This is a genomic window from Prosthecobacter sp., from assembly GCF_034366625.1.
Classification (GTDB): domain Bacteria; phylum Verrucomicrobiota; class Verrucomicrobiia; order Verrucomicrobiales; family Verrucomicrobiaceae; genus Prosthecobacter.
The window spans coordinates 35,850-61,689 of sequence record NZ_JAXMIH010000030.1; the positions used below are offsets into that span (position 1 = coordinate 35,850).

At 59.5% G+C, this 25,840-nt stretch carries 18 protein-coding genes; 12 read left to right on the forward strand and 6 right to left on the reverse strand.

Annotated features, from left to right (window positions below; all coding sequences use genetic code 11):
* The first annotated feature begins 10 nt into the window (after window positions 1–10).
* Entirely contained in the window at window positions 11–487 is a 477-nt protein-coding gene (locus U1A53_RS26580) for a biopolymer transporter ExbD (protein WP_322284954.1), read from the forward strand.
* A 114-nt stretch (window positions 488–601) separates the two neighbouring features.
* On the forward strand, window positions 602–2,677 hold the full coding sequence (locus U1A53_RS26585) for a hypothetical protein (protein ID WP_322284955.1): 2,076 nt from the start codon (window positions 602–604) through the stop codon (window positions 2,675–2,677).
* A 21-nt stretch (window positions 2,678–2,698) separates the two neighbouring features.
* On the opposite strand, the gene U1A53_RS26590 is transcribed toward U1A53_RS26585, so the two are convergent.
* The 5 genes from U1A53_RS26590 to U1A53_RS26610 all read right to left on the reverse strand — a co-directional run bounded on the left by U1A53_RS26590 (window position 2,699) and on the right by U1A53_RS26610 (window position 7,845).
* The gene (locus U1A53_RS26590; RefSeq protein WP_322284956.1) at window positions 2,699–3,589 is read right to left on the reverse strand and encodes an N-acetylmuramoyl-L-alanine amidase-like domain-containing protein; all 891 of its coding nucleotides are present in this window, start codon (window positions 3,587–3,589) and stop codon (window positions 2,699–2,701) included.
* Between the two features lie 8 nt (window positions 3,590–3,597).
* Window positions 3,598–4,146, reverse strand: coding sequence for a TPM domain-containing protein (locus U1A53_RS26595; RefSeq protein ID WP_322284957.1), 549 nt, complete (start codon window positions 4,144–4,146; stop codon window positions 3,598–3,600).
* A gap of 114 nt (window positions 4,147–4,260) precedes the next feature.
* A complete protein-coding gene (locus U1A53_RS26600) occupies window positions 4,261–5,802 on the reverse strand; it encodes an NAD(P)/FAD-dependent oxidoreductase (RefSeq protein WP_322284958.1) in 1,542 nt (513 codons plus the stop codon).
* Window positions 5,803–5,879: 77 nt separating this feature from the next.
* Window positions 5,880–6,965 (reverse strand): hypothetical protein, encoded by a 1,086-nt coding sequence (locus tag U1A53_RS26605; RefSeq protein ID WP_322284959.1) that lies wholly within the window; start codon window positions 6,963–6,965, stop codon window positions 5,880–5,882.
* A 76-nt stretch (window positions 6,966–7,041) separates the two neighbouring features.
* Entirely contained in the window at window positions 7,042–7,845 is an 804-nt protein-coding gene (locus U1A53_RS26610) for an SDR family oxidoreductase (protein WP_322284960.1), read from the reverse strand.
* Between the two features lie 173 nt (window positions 7,846–8,018).
* Here U1A53_RS26610 and U1A53_RS26615 point away from each other — a divergent pair, with 173 nt between their 5' ends.
* From U1A53_RS26615 to U1A53_RS26660, 10 genes are all read left to right on the forward strand, one after another.
* Window positions 8,019–9,641, forward strand: a complete 1,623-nt coding sequence (locus U1A53_RS26615) for an ATP-binding protein (RefSeq protein ID WP_322284961.1) — start codon at window positions 8,019–8,021, stop codon at window positions 9,639–9,641.
* A complete protein-coding gene (locus U1A53_RS26620; RefSeq protein WP_322284962.1) occupies window positions 9,638–12,238 on the forward strand; it encodes a PAS domain S-box protein in 2,601 nt (866 codons plus the stop codon). Before U1A53_RS26615 ends, U1A53_RS26620 begins: the two co-directional genes overlap by 4 nt.
* Before the next feature lie 74 nt (window positions 12,239–12,312).
* Window positions 12,313–12,663, forward strand: a complete 351-nt coding sequence (locus U1A53_RS26625) for a cupin domain-containing protein (RefSeq protein WP_322284964.1) — start codon at window positions 12,313–12,315, stop codon at window positions 12,661–12,663.
* A 447-nt stretch (window positions 12,664–13,110) separates the two neighbouring features.
* Complete coding sequence (locus tag U1A53_RS26630) at window positions 13,111–14,976, forward strand: hypothetical protein (protein WP_322284965.1); 1,866 nt, start codon at window positions 13,111–13,113, stop codon at window positions 14,974–14,976.
* Window positions 14,960–16,525, forward strand: a complete 1,566-nt coding sequence (locus U1A53_RS26635; RefSeq protein WP_322284966.1) for a hypothetical protein — start codon at window positions 14,960–14,962, stop codon at window positions 16,523–16,525. Before U1A53_RS26630 ends, U1A53_RS26635 begins: the two co-directional genes overlap by 17 nt.
* Window positions 16,526–16,529: 4 nt before the next feature.
* A complete protein-coding gene (locus U1A53_RS26640; protein WP_322284967.1) occupies window positions 16,530–17,219 on the forward strand; it encodes an HNH endonuclease signature motif containing protein in 690 nt (229 codons plus the stop codon).
* A 256-nt stretch (window positions 17,220–17,475) separates the two neighbouring features.
* A complete protein-coding gene (locus U1A53_RS26645; RefSeq protein ID WP_322284968.1) occupies window positions 17,476–17,784 on the forward strand; it encodes a zincin-like metallopeptidase domain-containing protein in 309 nt (102 codons plus the stop codon).
* Between the two features lie 384 nt (window positions 17,785–18,168).
* Entirely contained in the window at window positions 18,169–20,028 is a 1,860-nt protein-coding gene (locus U1A53_RS26650) for a hypothetical protein (RefSeq protein WP_322284969.1), read from the forward strand.
* The gene (locus U1A53_RS26655) at window positions 20,021–21,391 is read left to right on the forward strand and encodes a hypothetical protein (protein ID WP_322284970.1); all 1,371 of its coding nucleotides are present in this window, start codon (window positions 20,021–20,023) and stop codon (window positions 21,389–21,391) included. Before U1A53_RS26650 ends, U1A53_RS26655 begins: the two co-directional genes overlap by 8 nt.
* 141 nt (window positions 21,392–21,532) lie before the next feature.
* On the forward strand, window positions 21,533–22,687 hold the full coding sequence (locus U1A53_RS26660) for a patatin-like phospholipase family protein (RefSeq protein WP_322284971.1): 1,155 nt from the start codon (window positions 21,533–21,535) through the stop codon (window positions 22,685–22,687).
* 23 nt (window positions 22,688–22,710) lie between these two features.
* Here the strand turns inward: U1A53_RS26660 and U1A53_RS26665 are convergent, their stop codons facing one another.
* On the reverse strand, window positions 22,711–25,773 hold the full coding sequence (locus tag U1A53_RS26665) for a hypothetical protein (protein ID WP_322284972.1): 3,063 nt from the start codon (window positions 25,771–25,773) through the stop codon (window positions 22,711–22,713).
* Between the last annotated feature and the right edge of the window lie 67 nt (window positions 25,774–25,840).

Genomic DNA, 25,840 nt, shown 5'->3' on the forward strand with positions numbered 1-25,840 from the left:
GTTCCACCTCATGTCAGCCCCAGGCAAAAAAAAGCACCGCGAAATCGAGACCGAACAGATGCAGGTCGGCTTCCAGATCGCTCCCATGATCGACGTGGTGTTCGTCATCATGCTCTTCTTCATGGTCATGGTCGGTTCCGTGAAGGTCGAGCGTGAGCTCAAGAGCCAGCTCCCCGGCCTCGCGCCGCCTTCTGCGGATGCGCCGCAGGAAATGCCGGATGAAATCATTGTGGGTGTTGAGGAAACCGGTGCGGTGACGCTCAACGAGGAAGAATTCGACGGCCCTACGGACAAAAAACTGCCCAATTTCACTTCCACGCTCATGCGTCTCAAGCAGGAGGCCGACAATCGCAACGCCAAGGTCATCGTCACCATTCAAGCTGAGGAACAGGCCACCTATGAGCGCGTGATCGACGTGCTCAACGCCCTCGCGGTTGCCAAGGTGGCGAACGTGACCTTTACCGTTGGCAGCGACGTGGGCTTCTGATGCCTGCATTTTTCAATTTTTGACCGCTGCCCCCAAGAAAAGGGGCGGCGGGACGTCCTGTTAATTGGATCATTCTTTTCTTTTGATCCGTTCATCCCAAAAAGCCCCCTCGCCATGAATCCGCAGCAGCCCGGCAATCCCGCCAATCCACCGCATCCTGGGGCCACGCAGCCGCTGCCACCGGGCTACGCGCCGCCTCCTGGCTACCCGCCGCAGATGCCGGGCTATCCGCAGGGTTATCCGATGCCACAGGGCTATCCGCCGCAGATGCCGGGTTATCCGCAGGGTTATCCGATGCCGCAGGGCTATCCGCCGCAGATGCCGGGTTATCCGCAGGGTTATCCGATGCCGCAGGGCTATCCTCCTCAGATGCCGGGCTACCCGCCCGGGTACATGCCCACCATGCCGATGCCGGCGATGATGCCGCCGCCCGCGCCCTCCCCTTCCACCGGCACGGTGGCTCCAGCCGTGCCCAGACCAGCCAGCGCCGCAGTGCCCGTGGCGATGCCCGCGCCTGCTGCGGTGGCACCGTCGATGCCCGCGCCGAGCACGCCGATGGCCATGGCGACACCGACGGATGATGGCGAGCCTGTCTTGGTGGCCGAACATCACGAGGGCGAGGTGTTTCATCCGCCGGCGCTCACCCACATTGAAGTGGGGCCGCCGCCCAACAGGTTCGTGCAGATGTGGCGCAAGGCGGGCGGCAGCGCCTTGATGATGAGCATCCTGGTGCACGCGGGGCTCGGTGTGCTGGCGCTGTTCATCGTGTTCAGCACCGGGGTGATGGACAAGCAGGTCGATTTCCTGCCCGGTGGCGGCACGCAGCAGGGGGCGCAGGCCAGCGCGGACTTGCAGCACAAGGTGCAGCAGAAGAAGCGCAGCTCGATCAACAAGACGATGCCGATGAAGAAGCTGGTGAGCACCAGCATGAACTCGGCGATCACCCTGCCGGAGGCGCCGCCGGACGCGTTGGACATGCCCGACGTGAGCGCGATGATGGGCGGAGGAGCGCTGGGAGCGAGCGGTGGATTTGGCACGGGCGGAGCGGGCGGCGGCTTTGGCAAAGGGATGGGGATGGGCGGCGCGGCAGGCTTTGTGACGCTGCCGCCGTCGATGCGTGCGCGTTGTTCGACGCAGGAGCGCTTGGAGAAGCTGCGGCAGAACGGCGGGACGCCGGAGTGCGAGGCGGCGGTGAGCGCGTCGCTGGAATGGCTCAAGGGCAAGCAGAACCCCGACGGCTCCTGGGGCCGCACCAACAAGTGTGCGATGACCGGCTTGGCCTTGCTGTGCTATCTGGGCCGCTGTGAGACGCCGGAATCGCCGTTCTACGGCGACAATGTGATGAAGGGCATCATGTTCCTCATCGAGACCCAAAAAGCGAACAAGAACAAACTCTTCAGCCAAGGACTCAAGGGAAACGCGCCAGTCTATGAGCACGGCATCGCGACTTACGCCCTCGGCGAGATGTACACACTGGCACGACTGGGCAGCAAATCCCTGCCTGGCATGCGTGAAGCTTTCGAACAGGGCGTGAAGATCATCATCGACAACCAGCAGGACAGCGGAAGCTGGGTGTATGATGGCGAAACGGGCTTCTACGCGGGCAAAAAGAGCCGCGAAGACCTTTCCGTGGCCGGCTGGCAGTTTCAGGCTCTCAAGGCGGCCAAGAACACCAGTTTGAAAATCGATGGCCTGCACAGCTCCATTACAAAGATGACCAAGTATCTCGAAGACAAGCAGACAAAGGACGGTGGCTTCGGTGGCACCAGCCGTGACGCTCACTACAATCAGTGGAGTCTCTCCGGCGTGGGAATTCTCGGCCTGCAAACCATGGCGAAAGGCAACAAGACCACCCCGATCAAGAAAGGCATCGCCTTCCTGCGTGATTTCCTCACCGCTGAGCCGCTGGACTGGAACAAGAACTGCAATCTCTACTGCTGGTACTACTACACCCAGGCGTTCTTCCAACAGGGCGGCGACGACTGGAAGTTCTACAATCAGCAATTCCTCCCCCAGATCCTCAGTGCCCAGCAGTCCGATGGTTCGTTCAAGCGCGGCCGGCCGAACTGGCCCGCTGGAGATGCTGCGGATGAAATCTATCGCCAGTGCCTCTGCACGCTGCAACTCGAAGTGTTCTACCGCTACCTCAAGGTCGGCGATCGTGAGGAAGACTCGTTCTTCGACAAGTGAGTCGATTGATCGCTGAGCAGTTCAAACTTCGCGCGGCCTGCCCACGATGATGCCTGCGTGGCTTTTGATCGCGTCCAGGTACTCATGGATGGTTTTGTCCACCACGACCTTCTTGTAGGTCGCCGAAGCGTGCATGAAGCGGCATGCCCCGTCGCCGGTTCGCAACGCCAAGCCGACATGGGAGCAGAAAACATGCGGGCGGTTCGTCACAATGCCGATGATGTCACCACTTTGAAGGCGTGGTTCACAGGTCGCGACGTGCTGCTTCGGGATGAAATCGAACGGCACCTGTTCCAGCCGTGATTCGATTTGCCGCATCGCCGGAACCAACGCAGGATTCGCACGCAGGTAGCGGTATAATTTCGGATTCAGCGACATCTCGTCGTTGCCACGTCCTGTGAGCCGCACCACCGGCCCTGCTTGACGCGTGACGTTGCGGATGGTGCCTCGTGCTACGTTGTCTGTGAACCATTCGTCCAAGTAATGAATGCGGTCCAGATAGTGTCCGTGACAAACACCACCGCGATAGCGCGTCCATTCGATCTGACGTAGCAAATCCGAAGTCGAGTAGTCGCGCTGCCGTTTTGCGATCATGCGCGCCAGGCCGAGCGCGATCTCAAAAAACGTCCAGCAGTCCAGCCCGTTGAAGTTCGCCGAGGGCGATTCGATGCGGTCGTCAATCTCCAGCGTCCATGCGACATACTTCGTGCCACGCAGCGCCTGCCCGAACTGCGCCACGCGTGCACCCATCGGCAGCGCCGCCCAGTTTTCTGCCACCGCACGTGCCACAACCTGCTGGAACTTCGCCACGCCAATGAAAGTCACGTTTTGCGGCAAAAACTCCGCCGCACGAAGCAGTGTAGAACTTCCGCTCAACAGACCCAGGTGAAGAAAATGGCGGCGGTTCATCATGAGCGTGTTCAATACAGGCTTTCCGCCATTCCCACGGCTTCGTCCCCGGGAGCGCTGGCATCCAGCCACTGGGTTTCCTGCGCCAGCCCAAATTGTTTGGGCACCAGCCGGCACAGCTCGCGGAGCTGACGGTCCAGCTCGCGTGTGAACGACTCAATGGCCTGTGCGAAATGCCCGCGCTGCAACGGTTGCTGCGCCGCCTGCAGGCAGGTTTGCAAATGTATTTCCTGGATGAATGGTTCCAGCCCGTAGCCCACCATCGCGATGGCCCGGTCGGTGTTCGTGTCGATGAGCAGCATCACCAGCCGGTTTTCGCCACCTTTCTCCACCGCACTGGACAGACGCCCCCGGTTGAAGATCCAGAATGCATACGCCGTCAGCGGTGCTTGCTGCGGCACTTCCATGAGCACCGCGGCGATCGCAAGCTGCGGAAACCGCCGTTCCACCTGCGTGATCACGTGCGCCGCGCGCTTTTGCGCAAACGCACCCAACTGGCCGGTGGTGTCGGCAACCGGGCGCTGGAGCGCCGGGGCGATGCCGAAGGTGCGGTCCGCCACCTCCAATGAAAAGCCGCACTGCCGGCAGGCAGCATCGTTTTCAATCGCGGGAGTTCGGCAGGCAGGACAACGCACAGGGCGATTGTACAGCCTGCCGCACCCGGCATGCAAGTCTTACGCTTCTTCCCCCAGCAGTTCCTTTGAGGCTCGGTTGCCGCTCTCGACACCGCCGTTCATGAAGCCGGGCGATTCGCCGCTGGTGTGCTCACCCGCGAAGATGAGGCGTCCCTCAAGCTCTGGCGTTGCTGCTGCTCCGTAAACCCAGCAGTACTGGCCCACTAGCGGGCTGGAATAGCTGCCGCGCATCGTCTTCATGCTCGGCCAGTTGAGCATCGTCTTGTTGCCATCAGCCTTGGCTTTGAGGCCGGGGAAGATGGTGTCGAGCTCGGCGATGTATTTCTCGATGTTCTCCGGGCCGTACTGCGCGCCGATGCTGCCGCCCATGAAGTTGGTGATGATCCCGCTTTCGCCAGCCTGTCCGCGGCTGGTTTCCCACACGGACTGGAAGCTCTTGTCGGCATACACAGCACCGTTGCAGAACTCCGTGCGCCCGCCGAAGGGCTTGCGCCAGAGCCTCTCGGTGAAGCCGTACATGACTTTGAGGTTGGTGCCGTAGCCCATCTCTTGAATGCAGCGCTGCTTCTCCTCGCTGAGCTTGAGTTCCTTCACGCCGTCGATGTTGCGCAAAATGGTGAATGGCAGCGCCATGATGACGTTGGCATAGCTTGGCGTGAGCAATTTCGAGCCGGTGGTGAAGCTGAGCTTGATTTTTTCGCGCTCCTCCTGAATGCGCACGAGCCGGTGACCGCTGTTGAGCTTCACCTTGCTCTGGATGGCGCGCTGCACCGCCGTGGGCAGTGTGTCGTTGCCGCCGCGCACGCGCCAGGCTTCATCACTGTCGCCGAAGACCTGGAAGCCGTCGCTGGTGTCCGGATTGATGAAGTCGATGAGGTTCAGCGCGGACTGCTTCTCCGCGTCGATGCCATACTCAGGCACATAGGCCACCTCGAGCATCTGCACAATCCAGCGGTCGGCGCCCGCGCCGATCTGCTTGAGATAGTCCTTCAGGCTCACGTTATCGAGCTGCCTCGCCTTCGCGGTGTATTCCTCCTTGTCGTCGTAAAGCCCCTCCGCATCTGCGGCGATCTTCTTCGCCAGCGGCTCGAAGGCGGCGATGACATCCTTGTCCGTGTAAAACTTCCCGCCGAAGTGGTAGAAATCCACGCCCTCATCGCCCTCCTTCAAGTTTTGCAGGTCAACGCCGAGTTCTTTCGCCAGGTCGATGAGATCTGTGTGGTTCGAGTCCACCAGTTCACCTCCCAACTCAACGAACATGCCATCCTTGTTGAAATCGCGCTTCGTCCACATGCGTCCGCCGAAGCGCTCCTGCGCCTCGTAGAGATGCACTTCCACGCCCGCCTGCATCAGGCGGTAGGCCGCAGTCAGCCCGCCGATGCCACCACCGACCACTGCCACCGGCCCTTCGATTTTCTTTGAGGGTTTTTTCTCCACATCCTGGGCACGCAGGCCGAGGGCGGCGGAGATACCGGCAGCACCGGTGAGACGAATGAAGTCACGCCGCGTGCGGTAGGGCATGGAGGCTTCGCGCATCGCGCGCATGACGGAGCGGAACAGAGGAGTGCGGCCTGGATTCATGGCTTTGAGTGGGTGTGGAGTTCAACAAGAAGGGCGTGGCCCGGTGTGGACCACGCCGCAAAATTGGCACATTCAAATTACTCGTCGTTCGTCGGGCCGATGCCGATGAGCCACAGCTTGATGAAGTTCATGATCTGCTGCTTTGTGAGCTGATTCGCATCGAGCTGATAGGTGATCTTGCTCGCGGTGCAGGAGTCCTCGCCGCCGACTTTCGCCATCGTATCCTGATACGTCACCACACCAGTGAGCGAGGGCACGCTATTATCCACGGCGAAGAACGCTTCTTCGTCATTCGCGCTCTTGAACGCATCCGCCTCGGTGCTGGACGGCTTGTTCTTGTCCTCGTTCCAGCGCAGGTTGAACTCATACTGGCCTTTGCCATTGGAGGCGCGGTTTGGATCCTCCACCCACTTGATGGAGCCAGTCACCACGTCGTCATATTCCTTGCCGTTGAGCGCGTAGTGAAAGCGTACGCCGTTGGTCAGCCAGTTGCCTGTTTCATAGTCGAAGTCGAGATTGCCCGTCACCGTGCATTTCGGGTAGCTCTGCGCCGGGCCCATCGCGAGCTGGACGTTTTCAAAGCGCATTGGGTCCACGTTCTTCACCTCGAGCTTCACTTCCTTGCCCTGGAGCTTGCGCACGTAGGACATCACGCCGTCGGTCTTCTTGCCTTTACCGTAGAGCCGGCCGCCAAAATTGTCGGTGAAGGCAGGGGCGCGACCGATGGCATCAATGCTCACGCGGTGCTTACTCTCACCCGCGCCTGCCAGCTCATACATGCCCTGGTTGTCGATCGGCACGGTGCCGACCCATTTGCCCACGGTCTTTTTCTGCGTCATGTTCACCGGATTGAGCACGGCGAGATCCAGCGAGTAAAAAAGCTGGCCCGGCTGCTCCACGCTGCCGAGAATCTTGCTCGTGAGCAGCGGCTGGCGTTCGACCTTGCCCTTAAACTCCGTGGTCTTGCCCACGTTGAGCGCGACCTCATAGATGTCCTTCGCGCCTTTCTCAGGCTTGCCTTGGTCGTTTAGGCGTGTGCGGGTGTTGAAGGCGATGTTCACCGTGCCGGACACCGCGCCGGGCTGGGTGATTTTTTCCAGCTCTTCACCGTGAAGAACCGTGAGGGAGAAAACAAACAGGGAGAGGAGACGAAGTGTTTTCATGATGGGTGTGTGATTTATCAGGCGTGCTGACGGACATCTTTTACGTCCCGCCTGTTCGAAAAGCTGTTCCAAAAGCTTAGCTTGTTTCCATTCTTCTTTTGAGAAGAACCCTCATCAGCCTCCGCGGCATCAGCCGGAACAGCTTTCCCGCCACCGATACGCCCAGTCCTGGAAATACACACGCCTCGGCCTGCCTGAGTGCTCGCAACGCCCGGCTTACCACCTGTTCCGGTGGAATGCGCAGCAGCGACTGGCCTTCGCGGTTCGTGTCCGTCCCGTCCTCACGCTTCGCTGTTTTGCTGAAATTCGTCGGTGTCGGACCCGGGCACACGCAACTCACCGTAATGTTCTGCGGAGCCAGCTCCACCGCCAGCGCCTCGGAAAAGCTCGTCACATAGGCTTTCGACGCCGCATACACTGCCAGATCCGGCATCGGCAGTGTGCTGGCGAGCGAACTCACGTTCAGAATACCCGCAGGCCTGCCCAGCTTTGGCAGCAGCGAGTGCGTCAGCATCGTCAGCGCCGTGATGTTCAGTTCGATCTGCGTGCGGGTCTTTTCCGTCGAAGAACTCGCAAAACTGCCGTAATCGCCCAGCCCGGCGTTATTAATGAGCAGGTTGGGCTGCACGCCATTCTCTTCCAAGAACGCTACCACCTCCTTGCGGCCCTCATCTGTCGCCAGATCGGCCACACAGCAGAAAATCTTCGCGCTAGAGGCCGAAAGTTCGCGTTTCACCGCCTCCAGCGCGTCGGCACGTCTGGCGACCAACACCAGTGTGTCAGCCAGCGGGGCCAGTTGTCGTGCAAACTCGGCCCCGAGGCCCGATGACGCACCGGTGATCACTGCGCGACATTGGCCGAGGGCAAATCCTTTAGACATGTGCCAGCAGTAGCCAACGCGCGCTTGGCCAGCAACTAGCTTTCCAAGTCAGTTCGACGTGGGCGGGGGAGCAAAAGAGGGCGAATGAGGGTGTTTCCGGTCAGCGAAGGGGAATAGATAGATGTTTATTGAATTTACAGTTGTTATAACGGGTGCAAAATTAGTGACGTACCATGATGATCTCGGCTGGCTACGTGACTCAAGATGTGTCCTTTACGGAGAAAAGCCGTCAAGGGGGAGTTCGCATGTGTTCCTCTGCTTCCCCAAAAGGCGCGATCATGCCTGGTTTAGAGGAAAGTGAACGGACAGCGCGGCTTTATCGCATCTCGCAGCGGCGCAATCACATCCAGACGGACCGGCTGTTTGCCAAATTGATGGTCATGCAGTGGTTGGGCGGGATCGTCATCGCCGTGTGGCTATCGCCCATGGCTTGGAGCGGTTCTTCCATCCAACCTCTGTGGCACATATGGGCGGCGACATGCCTCGGAGGGGTGATCAGCGCTGCTCCGGTCCTGCTGGCGTGGAGACGGCCTGGGCGTGTGGTGACCCGCCATGTCATAGCTGTGGCGCAGATTCTGACATCCGCGCTCTTGATCCATCTGACCGGCGGCCGCTTTGAAACGCATTTCCATATCTTCGGCTCGTTGACTTTCCTCGCGTTTTATCGGGATTGGCGTGTGCTCGTGACGGCCACGGTGGTGGTGGTGGTGGATCACTTTGTACGCGGGGTCTTTTGGCCGCAGTCCATCTTTGGAGAGCTTGCAGCCGGTCAATGGAGGTGGATGGAACACGTCGGTTGGGTGCTGATTGAAAATGTCTTCCTGACGATTTCGATTCAGCAAAACCTGACGGAAACGCTGGAGGTCGCCAAACGCCGCAGCCGGCTTGAAAGCATCAATGCGGAAATCGAAAGCCAGGTCATCGAACGCACGGCTGAATTGACGGAGGCACACCAACAATTGCTGGTGACATCGCGGCAGGCCGGCATGGCGGAAGTGGCCACGAATGTCCTGCACAATGTGGGCAACGTGCTCAACAGCGTGAACGTGTCGGCGGAGACCGTGGCTGGCAAAATCCGCCACTTCAGGATCGCCAGCCTGAAAAACGTGGCCCAATTGCTCCGCGAACACGAACACCATCTGTCTGAGTTCTTTACGCAGGACTCCCGAGGCAAAGAACTGCCAGCCTACATGGTGCAGTTGGCGGAAAGCCTCGCGGAACCTCAGAAGGTGATTTTGCAGGAGATGAAGTCTCTTCAGAACAACATCGAACACATCAAGCAGATCGTGGCCATGCAGCAGGGGCACGCCCGCACCTCGAGTGTGCTGGAAACCCTTCCCGTCGTCGAGATTGTCGAAGGGGCCATCAACATCAATAGTGCCAGCCTCACCCGCCATGGCGTGACATTGGTGCGTGAGTTCGAGAAAGTGCCGCCGGTTCTGGTGGACCGGCACAAGGTGCTGCCGATTTTGGTGAACTTGCTCAGCAATGCCAAGCATGCGCTCGACCAGGCCGGTGAAGACAAGCGGCTGACGGTGCGGGTTGCCATGGGTGGCAAGGACAGTGTTCAGATCAAGGTCATCGACAACGGTGCCGGCATTGCGCCGGAAAATTTGACCCGGGTTTTCCAACACGGCTTCACGACCAAGAAAGACGGCCACGGCTTCGGCCTTCACAGCGGCGCCCTGGCAGCGCGTGAAATGGGCGGAAAGCTCATTGCGGAGAGCGACGGCGTGGGCCGGGGCGCTGTCTTTACCCTGGAACTTCCATTGCAGACCACACAACCAAGCTCATGAACAACGCAATCGACAACCTCAACCGCCGCATCCTTGTCATTGATGACAATCACGCGATTCATGAAGATTTTCGGAAAATTCTCGGTGAGCCCGACGCTGAAGACGCGGCGCTGCAGGCGGCCGAGGCGCGCATCTTCGGCACCCGGCATGAGATGCTCTTTGAGATCGACACCGCCTCCCAAGGTGAGGAAGGATTGAAAATGGTGGAGCAGGCACTGGCGGAAGGCCGGCCTTACGCCATGGCCTTTGTGGATGTTCGCATGCCTCCAGGCTGGGACGGCATCGAAACGACGCAGCGGATCTGGAAAATCTGCCCCGATCTTCAAGTGGTGATCTGCACGGCGTTTGCAGACTGTTCTTGGAACGAAATGCGGGAGCAAATCGATCCGCTGGACCGGCTGCTGATCCTGAAGAAGCCCTTTGACACCATCGAGATTCTCCAGATGGCCAATGCGCTGACGCAGAAATGGCTCCTGCTGCGGGAATCGAAAAGTGCGCTTGGCGATCTGCAGCAGATGGTGGGGGAGAGGACGCGGGAACTGGAGGCGTCCCAGGCCGCCGCCGTGAGCATGATGGCGGATGCCGTGCGCAATCGCGAAAAAGCAGAGCAGGCCTACGAGGATCTCAAGCGCGAGATGAGCGAGCGCCGCATGCTGGAGGAAAAATTTCGCGAGCAGGCCTCCCTCCTCGACAAAGCACAGGACGCCATCCTCGTGCATGACCTGCAGCACCACGTCACTTACTGGAACAAGGGCGCGGAAAGATTGTACGGCTGGAGTTCGGCGGAGGCGGTCGGCCGTTCGGTGGCGCAGGTTCTCTACAAAGATGAGGCCGCCTTCCAACATGCAAACGAACAGGTCATTCTGACTGGTGAGTGGGTAGGGGAGCTGCATCAGATCAGCAAGGACGGGCGGCATTTGATGATCGAGGGCCACTGGACCCTGGTGCGCGACGCTGCGGGGCAGCCCAAGTCTGTCCTCGCCATCAACACCGACATCACCGGACGCAGAAAGACGGATGAAGCCCTCAGGATGCAGGGGCGTGTGCTCGAAAGCATGGCGGAAGGCGTCGCTGTATGCGATGAGAACGGGCTCATTGTTTTCAGCAATGCCGCATGCAATGCCATGTTCGGTTATGACAGCGGCGAGCTGATTGCCCAGCACTTCTCCATCATCAAAAACACCCCGCCCGAGGAAAGCCACCTCGCCATGGACGAGCTGTTCAGCTACTTGAGGGAGAAGGGGGCCTGGATGGGCGAGATGAGCAGCCGCAAAAAAGACGGCACTGCATTCGTCACGCGTTCACGCATCAGCGTGCTGGAAATCGCGGGCGTCAGATCCTTTGTCGCCGTGGTCGAGGACATCACGGAGAAGAAAAGCATGGAGGCGCAGTTCCTGCGCTCCCAGCGCATGGAAAGCGTGGGGCGGCTCTCCAGCGGCATCGCGCATGACATGAACAACATCCTCACTCCCATCTTCCTCTCTGCCTTCATGTTACGCCGCGAGCTGTCCCCGGAAGATTATGAAAAAATGCTCGGCAACATCGAGACCAACGCCCAGCGCGGGGCGGACCTCATCAAGCAGTTGCTCACCTTCGGCTGTGACGCCGGTGGTCAGCGGCAGGTCGTACAGACGAACCGCCTCGTCAGTGACATGATGAAGATCATGACGGGAACCTTCCCCAAGAGCATCAACATGTCCTCCCGGACTTCCGACGAAGTCTGGCCTGTCCTCGGCGATGCCACCCAGCTCCATCAGGTGCTGCTCAACCTGTGCGTCAACGCACGTGACGCCATGCCTCTCGGCGGAGCGCTCGCCCTCACCACGGAAAACATCCGGCTGGATGAAAATTTCGCCGCCATGAATGTGGACGCTGCGCCGGGTCCCTACGTGCTGCTGCGCGTCACCGACACCGGAGAAGGCATTCCGCCCGAAGTCATCGACAAGATCTTCGATCCTTTCTTCACCACGAAGGAGACCGGCAAAGGCACCGGCCTGGGGCTCTCCACCGTCATGGGCATCGTCAAAAGCCACCAGGGTTTCGTCAATCTGCGCAGCCGCGTGGGTGTGGGCAGCACCTTCGAGATTTACCTGCCTGCCGCGCCGGATGCCGTGGTGGCCACCATCGCCGCTCCCGCCCCGGAAGCACCGCGAGGGCAGGGGGAGATGATCCTCATTGTCGATGACGAGGTAGCCATCCGTGATGTCGTTCAGAAAACGCTCATGGGTCATGGTTATCGGGTGCTCACCGCAGGAGACGGCACCGAGGCCATCGCCCAGTTCTCCGTGCATCGTGGCGAGATCAAAGCCGTGCTCACCGACATCATGATGCCGTTCATGGATGGCGTCACCCTCTCCCGCACCTTGAAAAAGATGGATCCGACCATCCCCATCATCGCCTCCAGCGGCATGGGCAGTGCGAAGGGCCGGCAGGACAAGGCCGCCGCGCTCCATTCCCTGCAGATCAACACGTTTTTGCACAAGCCCTACACGGCAGGTGAAATTCTGACCGCCATCGGCGAGCTGTTCTCGAATAATAGAAGCACCTCCGGTTCCGAGATTGAAACGGGCGAAGGCACCCTCGGCCTCGGAGCTTGAACCAGTGTCCGTGTTCACCTCGCGGTTTTTTGAGTGGAACTCTTGCTGCCATCGTTGAGCCTGAGCCGCAGCCCATGACCATCAATCAGCTTTCCACACAGAATCCTTTCACCACCAAGGACGGCAGCACCATCCGCAGCATTCTCGACAAGACGAATGCGCCCGTGCGGAATCAATCCCTCGCCGAAGCCCTTGTCCCCGTCGGCCAGCCGACGGAGCGCCACTACCACAAGCTCAGCGAGGAGTTCTACTTCATCCTCGAAGGCCGGGGCAGCATGGAGATCGATGGTGAAACCCGCGACGTGAGTCCTGGCGATGCGATCCTCATTCCGCCAAATGCCTGGCATCAGATCACCGCATCCCAAACGCTGCGCTTCCTCTGCTGCTGCGCGCCACCTTACTCACACGAGGACGTTTTTTTCTAAAATTCATCTCAATGGCAACGAGACTCCACACCTCATGACAATCTGTGCGCTCTGGACAAGATTGCCGCCTATCAAACCATGAGCGCCCCCAGAAAGTCGAAGCAACTCGTGTATGAACTTCAGCCCTCGGGCGGATCGCCGAACGCAGCCTTCGTCACGATCACGGCCACATGGCGCGGCCTGCGAGGTCCGAGGCTAGCGAGATTCCAGCTCAAACACTCTGACAGTTCGGCCACGTCCCGCTGTATCTGACAACTTATTATTGTTCCGCTTGCGATAGCCTCGCGTACCATGCTCCCATTGCCATTATATCAGCTTCGTCGCGCGGCCAAAATTTCTTGCGATTGATCCCTTGTGCCGACGTGATGACTGGCCTTGCCAAATCCAATGTTACAGCTAGCTGTGGAGCGATACGTTGTAGAAGCACACCGCTAATGATTAATAGCCATGAATGGGCATTCACCAAAACCTTCATTTCGGCGCTTGCGCATCTATTCAATCAACCCGGATTTGGGACTGGTGCTCGGCAGTGGGGTGAACCAGATCGCCATGAAGGTGCCTTGGGAAGATTTGCAACCTGGGCCCGTCGGAGAATGCATCGAGGTGATTGATATCGACCCCGGAAGCGAATGTTGCTATGAACCTGTGAATCTCAATGCGTGCGGGATTCTGGCGCAGGATGGCCTCACACCCGCGCAAGGTATCCCCCAGTTTCACCAGCAATCAGTCTACGCGCTGGCGATGGTTACGATCCGCGTGTTTGAGCAGGGATTGGGCCGGTCCATCCTATGGTCTCCGCATCGGGACGAGGAGAGCGGGGAAACCTTTGTGCAACGGTTGCGCATCCATCCTCATGCACTGCGCGAACCCAATGCCTATTACAGTCCTGCCAAAAAAGCCCTGCTGTTGGGGTACTACTCAATCGGCGCGACAGGACTCATGGACTTGCGGCGACAGAGGACCGCCTTTACCTGTCTCTCCCATGACATGGTGATCCATGAAACCAGCCATGCGATCTTGGATGGGCTGTGCCGTGGTGCCGGTGCGGGTGACAGCAGTCCGCACACGATGGCGACTCATGAGGCGCTCTGCGATCTGGCCGGTCTTCTTCTGCATTTTTCACTGCCGGGTATTTTGCGTTCGCAGGCAAACTTCAGCTCTGATCCGCAAGCGAATGAGAACCGGTTGATGGAACTGGCCAGGAATCTGGCAAAATCCTCCGGACGCTATGCGGAGTTGAGAGACTGCATCGGCAAGCCGGAACTGCCAGTCGATTTGCAGACGTCCGGCATGCCTCGGAGAGCGGCAATCCTGGTGGCAGCCGTGTTTGATGTGTTTCTGACTTTGTTGAGGCAGCGCAGTATGGAGCTGCTGGGGCTGACGAGGCACGAATCGATGCCAGGGGAAAAGCTGCCCCCCCACCTGATTGACGCCCTTTCATCAGTGGCCGCCAAAAGTGCATCCCATGTGCTGCGCATGTGCATCCGGGCGATCGACTATTGCCCGCCGGTCGATGTGAATTTCGGTGACTTTCTCAGGGCCATGGTGACAGCGGACAAGGACGTGGTGCCGGACGATGAAAGAAACTACCGGATCGCAATCGTGGAATCTTTTCGGCGATATGGAGTCTATCCTATGGACTTAAGTTCGCTGTCCGCCGAGAGCCTGCTGTGGCGGATGCCAACGACAGAGATCGCGTTTCCTGGAATGCTCAACTGGAGACCTGCCAGGACCAGGCAAGAAGAGTATGATCAGGGTAAAAAGTGGTGCCTCAGGTTGTCTCAGTGGTTCTCTCAAGGGGCGAACAAACTGCCCGAGAATGTCGTTCGGGAGATGGGACTCGCCATTAGACCACATGCAACGAAGACCCTTGAAGGTGGAGCCGATGAAATGGCTCTGATTGAGGTGACATCGGCGCGTCTGTCGCGGAAAACAGGGACTGACGGAGAGCAGGCAGTCCACTGGATCATCACCGTGTCGCAGAGGAGGCGTGGTTATTTCGATCCAGCAGTCCAGGCCGCGCAAGATCGAGGTGCCGAAAGGGGGGATCCAGATTTTTATTTTTTGGGTGGATGCACCCTTCTGGTTGATCCAGCGACGCGGAAAGCAAAACTGTGTGTCGCGAAGGACATCCTTTCTGAGGAGCGCCTCGTTCGAGCCCGCAGCTTCAACCTGGAATTCGCATCTCCAGACCCGACATTCCGCGAGCGGGCAACCCTCACGGATGAAGAGCCTTTTTCCGCTTTGCGCATCGATGCATCCCTCCGAACCACTCTTGACGCGAGGAGCTGGATTTATGAAGAAGACATCTAAACTTCCCGCTGCGCCACGTAAGCGCAGAAAGCCGGACTCAAAGGCAGCGACAAGGAAGACCAGGGTCGATCCCGAACTCACGACGTCCGTGCGAGTCCGCATGTATCGCCACGGTTTGGGCCACTGCACCCTGCTGAGCTTTCCCAGGCTGGGACGGCCGTTTTACATGCTGATTGACTGCGGGGTTGTTCTTGGAGAGGGCGCGCTTCAGGCAATGAAGACAGTTGTCAAAGACATTCACAAGGCAACAGAGGGCCATCTGGACGTGGTGGTGGTGACGCACTCGCATTGGGATTGCGTTTCCGGCTTCAAACAAGCTCGCGCTACCTTCGACAAAATTGAAATTGACCAGCTTTGGCTTGGATGGACGGAGGATCCCATGGATGAGAATGCCCGTCGAATGCGGGAGACCACATTCTTTCGTCCCCTGGTGAAAGGTGACGGCTCGAAGAGGAGGTCATCCTCCGAGGAGGCTGTGGACTACCTCCAAGGTCGGGCCTCACGCGTGCGCTACTTCCGGGGCGGGGATGGTCCGGTCGCGCTCCCGGGAGTTGCCGGCGTGCGGGTCTTTGTCCTGGGTCCTCCCAAGCTGGGCGCGGACTTGAAGGCCATCGTGGCCAGGAACGCAGCCGCGGAAGAGAGCATGGCATGTCCCTTTGATGACCGCGATCAAATCAGTTTCAGCGTGGCGAGAGAAAATCCCGCGTTTGATGGCTATTTCAGCGCCGACAACTCGGGCTGGCGGCGGATCGACAAAAGAACTGACCGACCCCCCTCGAGAGTGAAGCTGGACTATGATTCGAGACGGAATGATACGAGCCTCGCCACGGCCATTGAACTCAGCGGACCGCGCAGCGTGAGCAAGGTGCTGCTGTTCCCTGGCGATGCGCAACTGCAGAGCTGGCTTTCCTGGCATGAATATCGATGGCCGACGGATGTGGGACTGGACGATCCTAAGGCGGTCACCTGTCGGCAGCTTCTGGAGCGGACGGTGCTTTACAATGCGTCCCATCACGGCAGCCGTCAGGGTACACCGAGGCGTTACGGATTGGAAATGATGACCAGTCCGGATTTAGTTGCGATGGTCTCCATCGATGAGGCAGCGGCCAGACGGAAGATGTGGAAGCTGCCGCATCCAGGGGTCATGGCCGCGCTCCAGCACAAGACCCACGGCAGAATTCTGCGCTCAGACCAAGGCATCATGATTCCGCCTGGCGGTGCAAAGGCATCGTCGGATGCCCGGTGGCAGGAGTTCGAGAAGGCGGTCACTGTGAGCGCGCTATACATCGACTACTTTGTTGAGATCCCGCAATTGACGGCTCAGGAGAAGCAGAGCTCAGCGAAGAACTGGACGGCCGCCAATGAAAGGCGCATTTATCTGGTGGACAAGAAACTGGCCAAAGTCATCAAGCCTGAAGAGGAGGCTGAACTGCGTGAGCTCGAACAATTGATGGATGAATATCTCAGCATGACTGCCCCCACCGGCTTCGGCCTGCTGGCGGAACTGCGGCAGACTGTCGAGGATACCAAGAGCCAAAGAAAGGGATAGGCCTATGCCCAAAACCGCGAAGCGTCCCCGGCCCAAGATCGGCAAGGCCGGTGCGAAGGCCAAAGCAAAACCGAAGTCCAAGACTCCGCATCCTTTCAGCTTTCCCGCGAAGCCTTACCGCCGGATCCACGGGCCCCAGGGCCACAGTGACTACGTTGCGTACAAGCCGTGGCTGCGGGATGAATTTGAGTTCCGCTGCGTGTACTGCCTGACGCGCGAACGATGGGGTCCGGAAGCCCACAACCGGTTCAGCATCGATCATGTGAAGCCCAAGAGCCTGCACCAGGACCTGACCTGTGACTACGACAACCTGATTTACGCCTGCATCCGATGCAACACGCTCAAGTCAACCATGCTGGGGCTGCCAGATCCCTGCAAGGTCAGCCTTGCCTCCCACTTGAAACTGAACCTGCGCTCAGGGCGTTTCCTGGCTCTAACAGGCCAAGGAGAACAACTGATCGAGTACCTTAGACTAAACGCGCAGGATCGAGTCGATGACCGTTGCTTCCATCTTCTCATCTTTCAAAGCATCGACCCGAGAATACGGAAGGCCCTGCCCTTGAAGTTTGGTTATCCACCGGACCTGCCGGACCTTTCCAAGCTCAGACCACCCCAGGGAAATTCACGTCCTGAAGGTGTCATGATGAGCCATTTCGCCCGTTACCACCGAAAGGAACTTCCGCTCTATTATTGAGGATTGTTCCCAGCCATTCGCACCTCCTCAAGAAGGCTAGGGCGTTAAGGTGTTCTTATCCGGGGGTTCTGCGGCACAGGGACCTTGGAAGGTGGCGGCGAGCTTGCGCAGCAGGAGAACTTTGAGCCAAGCGCCCAGATGCGACAGTGTGGTACCATGCATAAGATGCGCCCAGTAGTTGGCCGCCAATGAAATGAAAGCGATCTGAGAAAGGGTGCGCTGGCCCTTAACTTTTGAATCTTAGAAATTGCCATGGATGCGCCGTCAGGGCGGGCGGCGGTTCGAGAGCAGCGAGACTTACTACCTCACGCTGTTCCATGGACTGATTCATGCGACAGGGCACGAGTCACGGCTTAACCGCAAGACTCTTGTCGAGCACGATGAGTTCGGCGGGAAGGTGTATTCGCAGGAAGAACTCGTCGTCGAAATGGGCTCCACGTTCCTGGGTCTCGAAGCCGACATCGTACTGGCTCATCACGAGCAGGCCGCCGCCTACATCCAGAGCTGGCTCGATGTTCTCCGCGAACCGGATCACCAACGCTGGCTGGTGAAGGCAAGCAACTAGGCGCGAGAGTTGCGGACTTCGTCCTCGGCATCAAGCAGCCGGCGTTTACGAACCCTCCAAACTCATGACATCACAATCCTCGCAAAGAATTTCTTCGCGAGGATTTTTGTTTTGCGTGCGGAGGAGGAAACTCATGTGAGCTGAGCTTCAGCAACGACATGTGAACGGCGTCTGCGCGTTTCTTTCTTCCCTATGCCAAAACTTTTTTCGTCCGGCTGGAATGGCCGCAGAATCAGGCTTTTATCAACAGTTACCTAAGTTCGAGCACCCGTCCCGCCACCATAAGAATTGACGTCAGATTCCGAATTTGGAAAGATATGCGGTAATTTGGAGCGAAATTCGCGAACGAATTCAATCAACGGCTTCCCACCTTTCTCCTGCCCCATGAAATCAAGAGTCTTGCCCCGACAGACCTGGATGACGATCATTGCCCAGGATCCCTTTGTGCGCACCGGGCCGAAAGGCAAGGAGCGCATCCTCACCGTGAAGGTGCCAGTGGCCGCGGAGCAGCTGGGTGCCGGTCCGTGGGGACATCGGGTGCAGGTGGTGGACTACGACGCCACATCGAAAGTGCTCTACCATCCGCTGGAGTGCAAACAGGACGCGGAGGGAAACATCAAGGATGCGTTTGATGGCAAGACGGACGCAGAGATTCTGGCGAACCCTCAGGTCCACGCCCAGAATGTGTATGCCATCGTTATGCGTGTGCTGGCGCGCTTCGAAATGGCGTTGGGAAGGCGTGTGAGCTGGAGCTTCCGGCGCCACCAGTTGAAGGTTGCGCCCCATGCATTTGCGGAGGCCAACGCCTACTACTCGAAGGACGATGAGGGGCTATTCTTCGGCTATTTCACCGGGAGCAGCAACAAGCCGGTCTTCAGCTGCCTGTCGCATGATGTCGTGGCTCACGAGACCACTCACGCACTTTTGGATGGGCTGCGCGAGCGCTATACCGACCCTTCCTCGCCTGACCAGGCGGCCTTCCATGAAGGCTTTTCAGACGTGGTGGCCCTGCTTTCGGTGTTCTCCCTGCCGAAGATAGTGGACGTGATCCTTGAACTCAAAAGGTCTGGTCAGCGAACTCCGGGCTCAATAGGAAAGGTGGACAAAAAATCCCTGTCAGTGGAGGCCCTCAAGAAGTCGATGCTGGTAACGCTGGCGGAGGAAATGGGCTCCGAGCTGAGTGGCATCCGGGGAGAGGCGTTGCGGCGGTCGGCGGAGATCCCGCCATCGCCGGACCTTTACGACTCGGAGGAATACAGCGAGGCCCACCGGCGCGGCGAGCTGCTCGTTGCGGCGATGATGAACGCCTTCATCGGTATCTGGTCGACGCGGGTGGAGGGACTCTATGAGAACTCGGACGGGCAACTGGACACCTCACGCGTGGCCGAGGAAGGTCGTGAGGCGGCGGACCGCCTGCTGACCATGAGCATTCGCGCGCTGGACTACTGCCCGCCGGTCCACCTGGTCTTCGGCGACTACCTTAGCGCCCTGCTCACGGCAGACCACGAACTCCATCCGGACGATTCCAAATACTGCTTCCGCAAGCACCTGCTCGACAGCTTCGCATCCTACGGAATCAAGCCCCGGTCCAAGGGCACGGTGAAGGAACCGGGAATCTGGCGGACCGCGGATAGCGAAGCCGGGGTAGCGATCCGCTACGAGCGGACGCACTTTGAGCCCATGCAGCGTGACCCTGACGAAGTGTTCCACTTCATATGGGAAAACCGGGAGGCGCTCGGCCTCTATGAGGGAACCTTCACGCAGGTGCTGTCCGTGCGGCCCTGCCAGCGGATCAGCGAGGATGGTTTCTCGCTGCGTGAAACCGTCGCGGAATACATGCAGATCCTCACGGTAAAGGCATCAGAGCTCAAGGAGTTGGGCATCAGCAGGCTGCCGGATGCGGAATGGCTGCCGCGGAAGGAAGTCGTGGACGACGAGGGCAATGCCTCCGGTGACGTGGATGTGCGTCTCTTTGGTGGAGGCGTGCTGGTGTTCGACGAATTCGGACGGCTGAAGTTTCACATCCACAACCACCTCGACAACTGGAAGGAGCAGGGCCGGCGCCTCAAGCACCTCGCCGAGGCCGGTTACTACCTGCCCACCACGAACCGGTCGAGACTCTTCGCGAGGATGCACCTGAGCCGCGCGCTGGATGTGCCTTTGCAGAAGGTGGAGGGCTGGGTCACCGCGCCCGCCCACTGTTTTCATACTCCCGGATCCAAGCACAAGCATAACCATGACTAAGCCTGACAAACTCACCATCCGGACCTACCAGGTCGGTTTCGGAGACTGCTTCCTGCTCACCTTCCACTACCCGAAGTCGGGCACCAAGAAGGAGGCGAACAAGCATGTGCTGATCGACTTCGGCAGCACGGGCGCGCCTGCGGGCTCCCCCCCCAATCTGATGCGGCTAATCGCCGAGGACATCGCCACGACGACCGGAGGAAAGCTCACCGCCGTGGTCGCGACCCACCGCCACAAGGACCACATCAGTGGTTTCGCTACGGCGGCGAAAGCGAAGGGGCCCGGTGATGTCATTCGCAAGCTGAAGCCTGATGTGGTCATGCAGCCCTGGACAGAAGATCCGCGTGCCAAGAAGGATGCCGAAGAGGCCACGAAGGCACTCGCAAGCAACAAGCCGCTCACCGGCGCCAAGAAGCTCGCCGGCAATGTGAGTTTTGTCGGAGCGCTGTCCGCCATGCAGAGCTTCTCAGATACTTCGCTGCGTGAAATGAAAGGCCTGCGCCTGGGGCCGCGCTCGCGCTTGCGCAAGGAGCTGGCTTTCATCGGCGATGACAACTTAGCCAACTTGGCGGCTGTCGAGAATCTCATGACCATGGGCGGAAAAAAAGGGAAGCAGGAGTATCTTGCATTCGGCGACTCCACGAAGCTGCAGAAACTTCTGCCGGGCGTGAAGGTGCTGGTGATTGGTCCTCCCACGATCAAGCAGTCGGACACGATCAAGAAGCAGCGCTCCAAGGACCCGGATGAATTCTGGCATCTTATGGGCCTGTCCAGCCACAGTTTCCAGGGTGGCAGCGCGAGTCCCTTCGGAGACAGGCATGCGAACAATGGTGCCATGCCGCCGTGGGCCCGATGGCTGGTTCCCAAGATGCTGCGCAATCGCGCGAGCGGGCTGCTGGAACTGGTGCGCATCCTCGATGACGCGATGAACAATACCAGCCTCATTCTCCTGTTCGAGGTGGGTGGGAAGCGGTTCCTCTTCCCGGGCGATGCTCAGATCGAGAACTGGAACTACGTGCTTAAGGGCACGACGAAGAAGCACGAGGCCATCCGCAAGATGCTGGAGAAGGTGGATTTCTACAAGGTAGGGCACCACGGCAGCCTCAATGCTACGCCGAAAACCTTGTGGGGATTGTTCACCAAGAAGGGCAAGGCCGGCGCCGCCGGACGCCTGAAGACCGTGGTCTCCACCATGCCGGGCAAGCACGGCAGCACGACCGCAGGCACCGAAGTGCCTCGCCGGCCCCTCGTGGAGGCCTTGTCAAAGAACAGCGACTACTTCAGCACGACGCAACTCGAACGCGGCAAGAAAAAGGCCGACAAGATGAAGGTGTTGTCGAAGGACTTCGTCACTGCCGTGTGACGGACCCACCACTGATTAGAACCATGGATAATCCGCCGGGTATTCTCGCCGCTCGCCTCGGCGGTCGCATTCAGGAGACCGATCTCTGAGTGGACTATTTCCTCGTTTGATTCGCAACCAACTCCCTCATCCCACACCGATATGCCCGCTAACCTTGATCCTCTCGAAAAAGAATCCCAAATCGAAGAAACCACTGGCCTTTGCCTGTCCGGCGGAGGCTACCGCGCCACGATCTTCCATCTGGGCACACTTATCCGCCTTAATGAAACCGGCCATCTCCGTCAGCTTGCGCGAGTCTCCAGCGTCTCAGGCGGATCTATCACATCCGCAGTGCTTGGCCTCCATTGGAAGGATCTGAAGTGGGATTCCCAAGGGCGCGCTGAGAACCTTATCGAAAAGGTCGTTGATCCAGTCAGGGCGCTGGCCCGCACCACTATCGACGAGGGTGCCGTCATCGGGGGATTGTTCGATCCGTTTCACTCCGTCGGCGACAAGGTCGCCTCCGCCTACAACAAGGCGCTCTTTTCCGGTGCCACTCTCCAAGCTCTGCCGAATGACAGCAAGGGCGAAGGCCCGCGCTTTATCATCAATGCCACCAACATTCAGAGCGGTGTCCTGTGGCGCTTCTCGCGACCCTACATGGGTGACTACAAAGTGGGGCTGGTCAAAGATCCAACGGTGCCACTTGCCGTCGCCGTGGCTGCCTCATCCGCCTTTCCTCCCATCCTCTCGCCAGTTCGGCTCGACGCCAGTCACTTCACCTTTGAGCCCGGCACGGGCAGCTCGCTCCAGCGAACGCCATTCATCGAGAAAGTCATGCTCAGCGACGGCGGGGTCTATGACAACATGGGCATGGAAACAGTCTGGAAGCGTTGCCGCACGGTGCTGGTCAGCGATGCCGGCGCGGCGCTCCCGGCGGAGGAAGAGCCTGCCTCCGACTGGGCCCGCCATTCTATTCGTGTGCTCAACATTGTCGACAATCAGGTGCGCAGTCTGAGAAAGCGCGAACTCATCGCTGCGTTCAAGGCTGGCACGGAGCACAAGGGCGCATACTGGTCCATCCGGAATGTCCCCGCCGACTATCCAGCAGTCGCATCGGTGGCCGCCTTGGGCTTTGATCCCGCACGCGCAGCCGCCTTGGCTGCCACACCCACCCGGCTCAAGGCCATGGATGATTCATGGCAAGAAGGACTCATCAATCTTGGCTACGTCACCACTGCCGTGGCACTCGCCAGCCACAGTCCAGGCCCCCTAGCATCGGCTTCAGTCGCGTGGCCGTATGCCCGTGGAATCTGAGGCTGTAAGTACCCACAGCGTAGTTACGGAAGGATTGCTTTCTTCGCATCGGCGAGTTCCTCGTCGCGACGGTGATAGCCGCACTCGTTGATGAGTTTCTCGGCGGCAGCGAGATCGGCCTGCGGCGACTCCCACGGATACTGCGTTTCGCGAAAGAAAAGCCGGGCGCGGTGGAGGTGGATGTCGGCCATGTCGAGCCGCATCGGGCCGCGCTCGGCAATTTCCCAGGCTTCGTCGAGGTCGGCCTGCGCGCCCTCTGGGCCGCTAAGCGCTCCGGTGAGAAACCGGAGCCAGGCGCGGGTCAGGAGGCCGCTAGGAATCTGGTCCTGAGAGTTCGCGTGGCGAAGACCGTTCACGGCGACATTCAGTTCGGCTATTGCCCTCTCCCTGGCGGCTTTCTGCGTCCCCCTTTCGGACTTCTCCAATACGGACTCGTAGAGCGCAGCGCGTCCTAGAGTGAGGTGATCGAGGGCATAGTCGAGGAGCGACGCCCAGTTACCTCGTTCGTAGTATTGGAGAGTTTGTGTCGCACGCTGTGAGACTGTGCCGCAGCATTCGAGCAAGGGGGCAATCACAGCCCGCATGGGAACCTTCAGTGTAGCTTGCCACGCAGTTTGCTCTGGGGCTCGAAGGAGAAGGTCGCAATAGCGGTGTCCTTGTAGAGAGTATAGCAGGGGGGAGTCCGGATGTTCCTCGGCTTGGATATCTTCAGCCTCGCGGAAGAGTGCATCCGCTTCGGCTCGGCGGCCTGATTGATGTTGGGCGTTGGCGTGGGTCGTGCGAAAACCCATCCGCGAAAACGCATCGCCAGTTCGATCTGCATAGGTCACGGACTCCTCCCCGTCGATAAGCGCTCGGCTAACTAGGCCGAGCGACAGTTCTAGCTCACTCAGATTGCTAGCTTCGATCGCCGCATTTTTCCAGTCGCCAAGTCGAGTTGTGGCCTGATTCGCGGCCCGCATCGGCTCGAGGGCCTCAGTTAGTCGGCCTAGTGCGCGCAGATCGAAAGCTGCGACGGAGTATAACCAAGCGTGGTATGGTGGCGGAAGCGATATTGCAGGCTGACTCAGCGGATGCTCGAAGAAACAAGCGACGGCTCCCAACTCAGAACCGAAAGCACCTAACTTTCTCGATGCGTAATCTTCGCTCTGGCGGCGAATCCGGGGGAAATAAACCCTCTCAAGTGCCTGTCGTTGCATACCCGCCTGGCAGCCGTGGGCCACGGCTTGGTAAAGCGGTTGGAGATCTTCGAGCGTGGGCTGGTCGCCTTCATGCGTACTCGCGCAAAGGTGTTCGTAGAGCCGCCGGTGAGCTGCGCGCCAAGCGTCGGGTTGTTGCTCGCGCAGTTGCCGGGCGAAGTATTCCCGGAGCAGCGGGTGCTCATCGAGCGTATCGAGTGCGCCCGAGGCGTCGCGATTCACAGTGAGCAGTCTGGCATCTTCCAGCCTCTTGAACGCCATGTTTCGTTGCGCTTCGGTCAGATTGATCAGTGGCTCGGTGAGTCCAGCAATGGCGGGGGCTTGGAGCAGCGGGCCGAGGCAGTCGGATGTGAGCGGCCGGTCGAACAGGCCGAGCAGCCGGAGCACAGCGAGGGCACGCCGGCCTTTGTCGCCTTCACGCTCGAACTCGCGTTCGTAGGCCTCCATGACGCGGAAGGCGTGGCCGCCCTGTTCCTCGGCGTCGGCTTCCTCTAGCTTCACGAGGTCGCGTTTGCGGATGTCGCCGGCGTGGGCGTCGCGCAGGTAGGTGCCGAGCAGGTTCAAGGTGAGCGCGTGGCCTTGCACGTCTTCCACCAGTTTCTCGAACTCGTTCACCTGCTCCCGGTGGAACGGAATGTTGCGGAACAGGCTGCCCTTCACGCCGAAGGACTGGAGCAGATGCACGCCGGCGGCGCGGGAGAGGCGCAACAGCTTCACCTCCGACGCGGTGGTCTGCCAGAACGCCCGCAAGTCCGGGAGCGAATACCGGGTGGTGACGACGCACAGGCCGTAGCTGGCGGCGGCCAGGCCCTTTAACAGCGCGCCGACGCCTTGGTCCTTGAGTTCGCCCGGCGTGGGCACGGTGGGCGCGTATTGCAGCGGCTCGAGGCCGTCGAGGATGAGAAGGCTGCGCCGCTGGCCAACGATGCGGGCGAGGCGCTGTCCTTTTTCAAACGCGCCGGCGGGGCTGGCGGCGAAGGCTTTGTCCGCATCGTCTCCGAAGAAGGTGAGGGCTTCCTTGAGGAACAGGTCGGAGGAAGCGGCCACCTGCTCGCGCGTGCCTTGACTGTAAAAGGACCACGCAAAGGCGGCGTCGCAGCCGGGCCAGTCCTGCGCCGCGAGGTCGGCGGCCCATTTGGCGATGAGCGAGGTCTTCCCCTCGCCGCCGAGGGCGACGAGAGTGAGGACGTGCGGACGTTTGGTTTCATGCGCTTGGACTTTGCCCCAGGCGTCGTTGAGGAGGGCGGTCTCGGTCTCGCGTCCGATGAGGTCGGCGGGGGCGCATTTGATGATGCGAGAGATGTCCACCTTCAACTCCTGGGTGGGAGCCTTGCTTACCCACTGGCTCAGCAGGGCGATGAGGTCCGCGCGGTCAAGCGTCCTCTGCTCGATGGAGAAAAGCTCGAGTTCCAGCACAAGGGCTTTGGCGGCCTCGCGGTTTTCAGAAGCTGGCAGCGGCGGCAGGCCTGCGGTTTCACGGAGCGTGCCTACGCCGTGCGCAGCCTCATTCAGAAGACCATTTGTATCAAGATTCTTCAGATTCAGCGCGACTTTACCGATGCGGTCACCGGGAATCTTGCCATTCACGCAGCCGATTAGCAGGAGCGTGCAATCCTCCTCCGTTCGCGCCTTTTCCATCTCGGCGGCCCATTCTTTGACCTGAGCGGGCATGAAGGTTCCTTCGGTGGACTTCACCTGCACAGCATGGGTGCCGTCGCGGTCTTTCCAGATGTAGTCGAACTTGTCGTTTCCAGCCTCAAGTGGCTCCAGCGTGATCTCGGTGAAGGTGGATCCCGGCTTGGCAACATCCAGCAGGGCAACAAGTGTCTGGACCACAAAGCCGCGGATGGCGATGGCACCGCCTCTGGAGCCGGATAACGTGCTCATTGTGCCTCCTCCTCGCGGCGGCGAAAGCGGATGAAGATGCTGTGATGAGGTGCGCTCATGGAGTGAG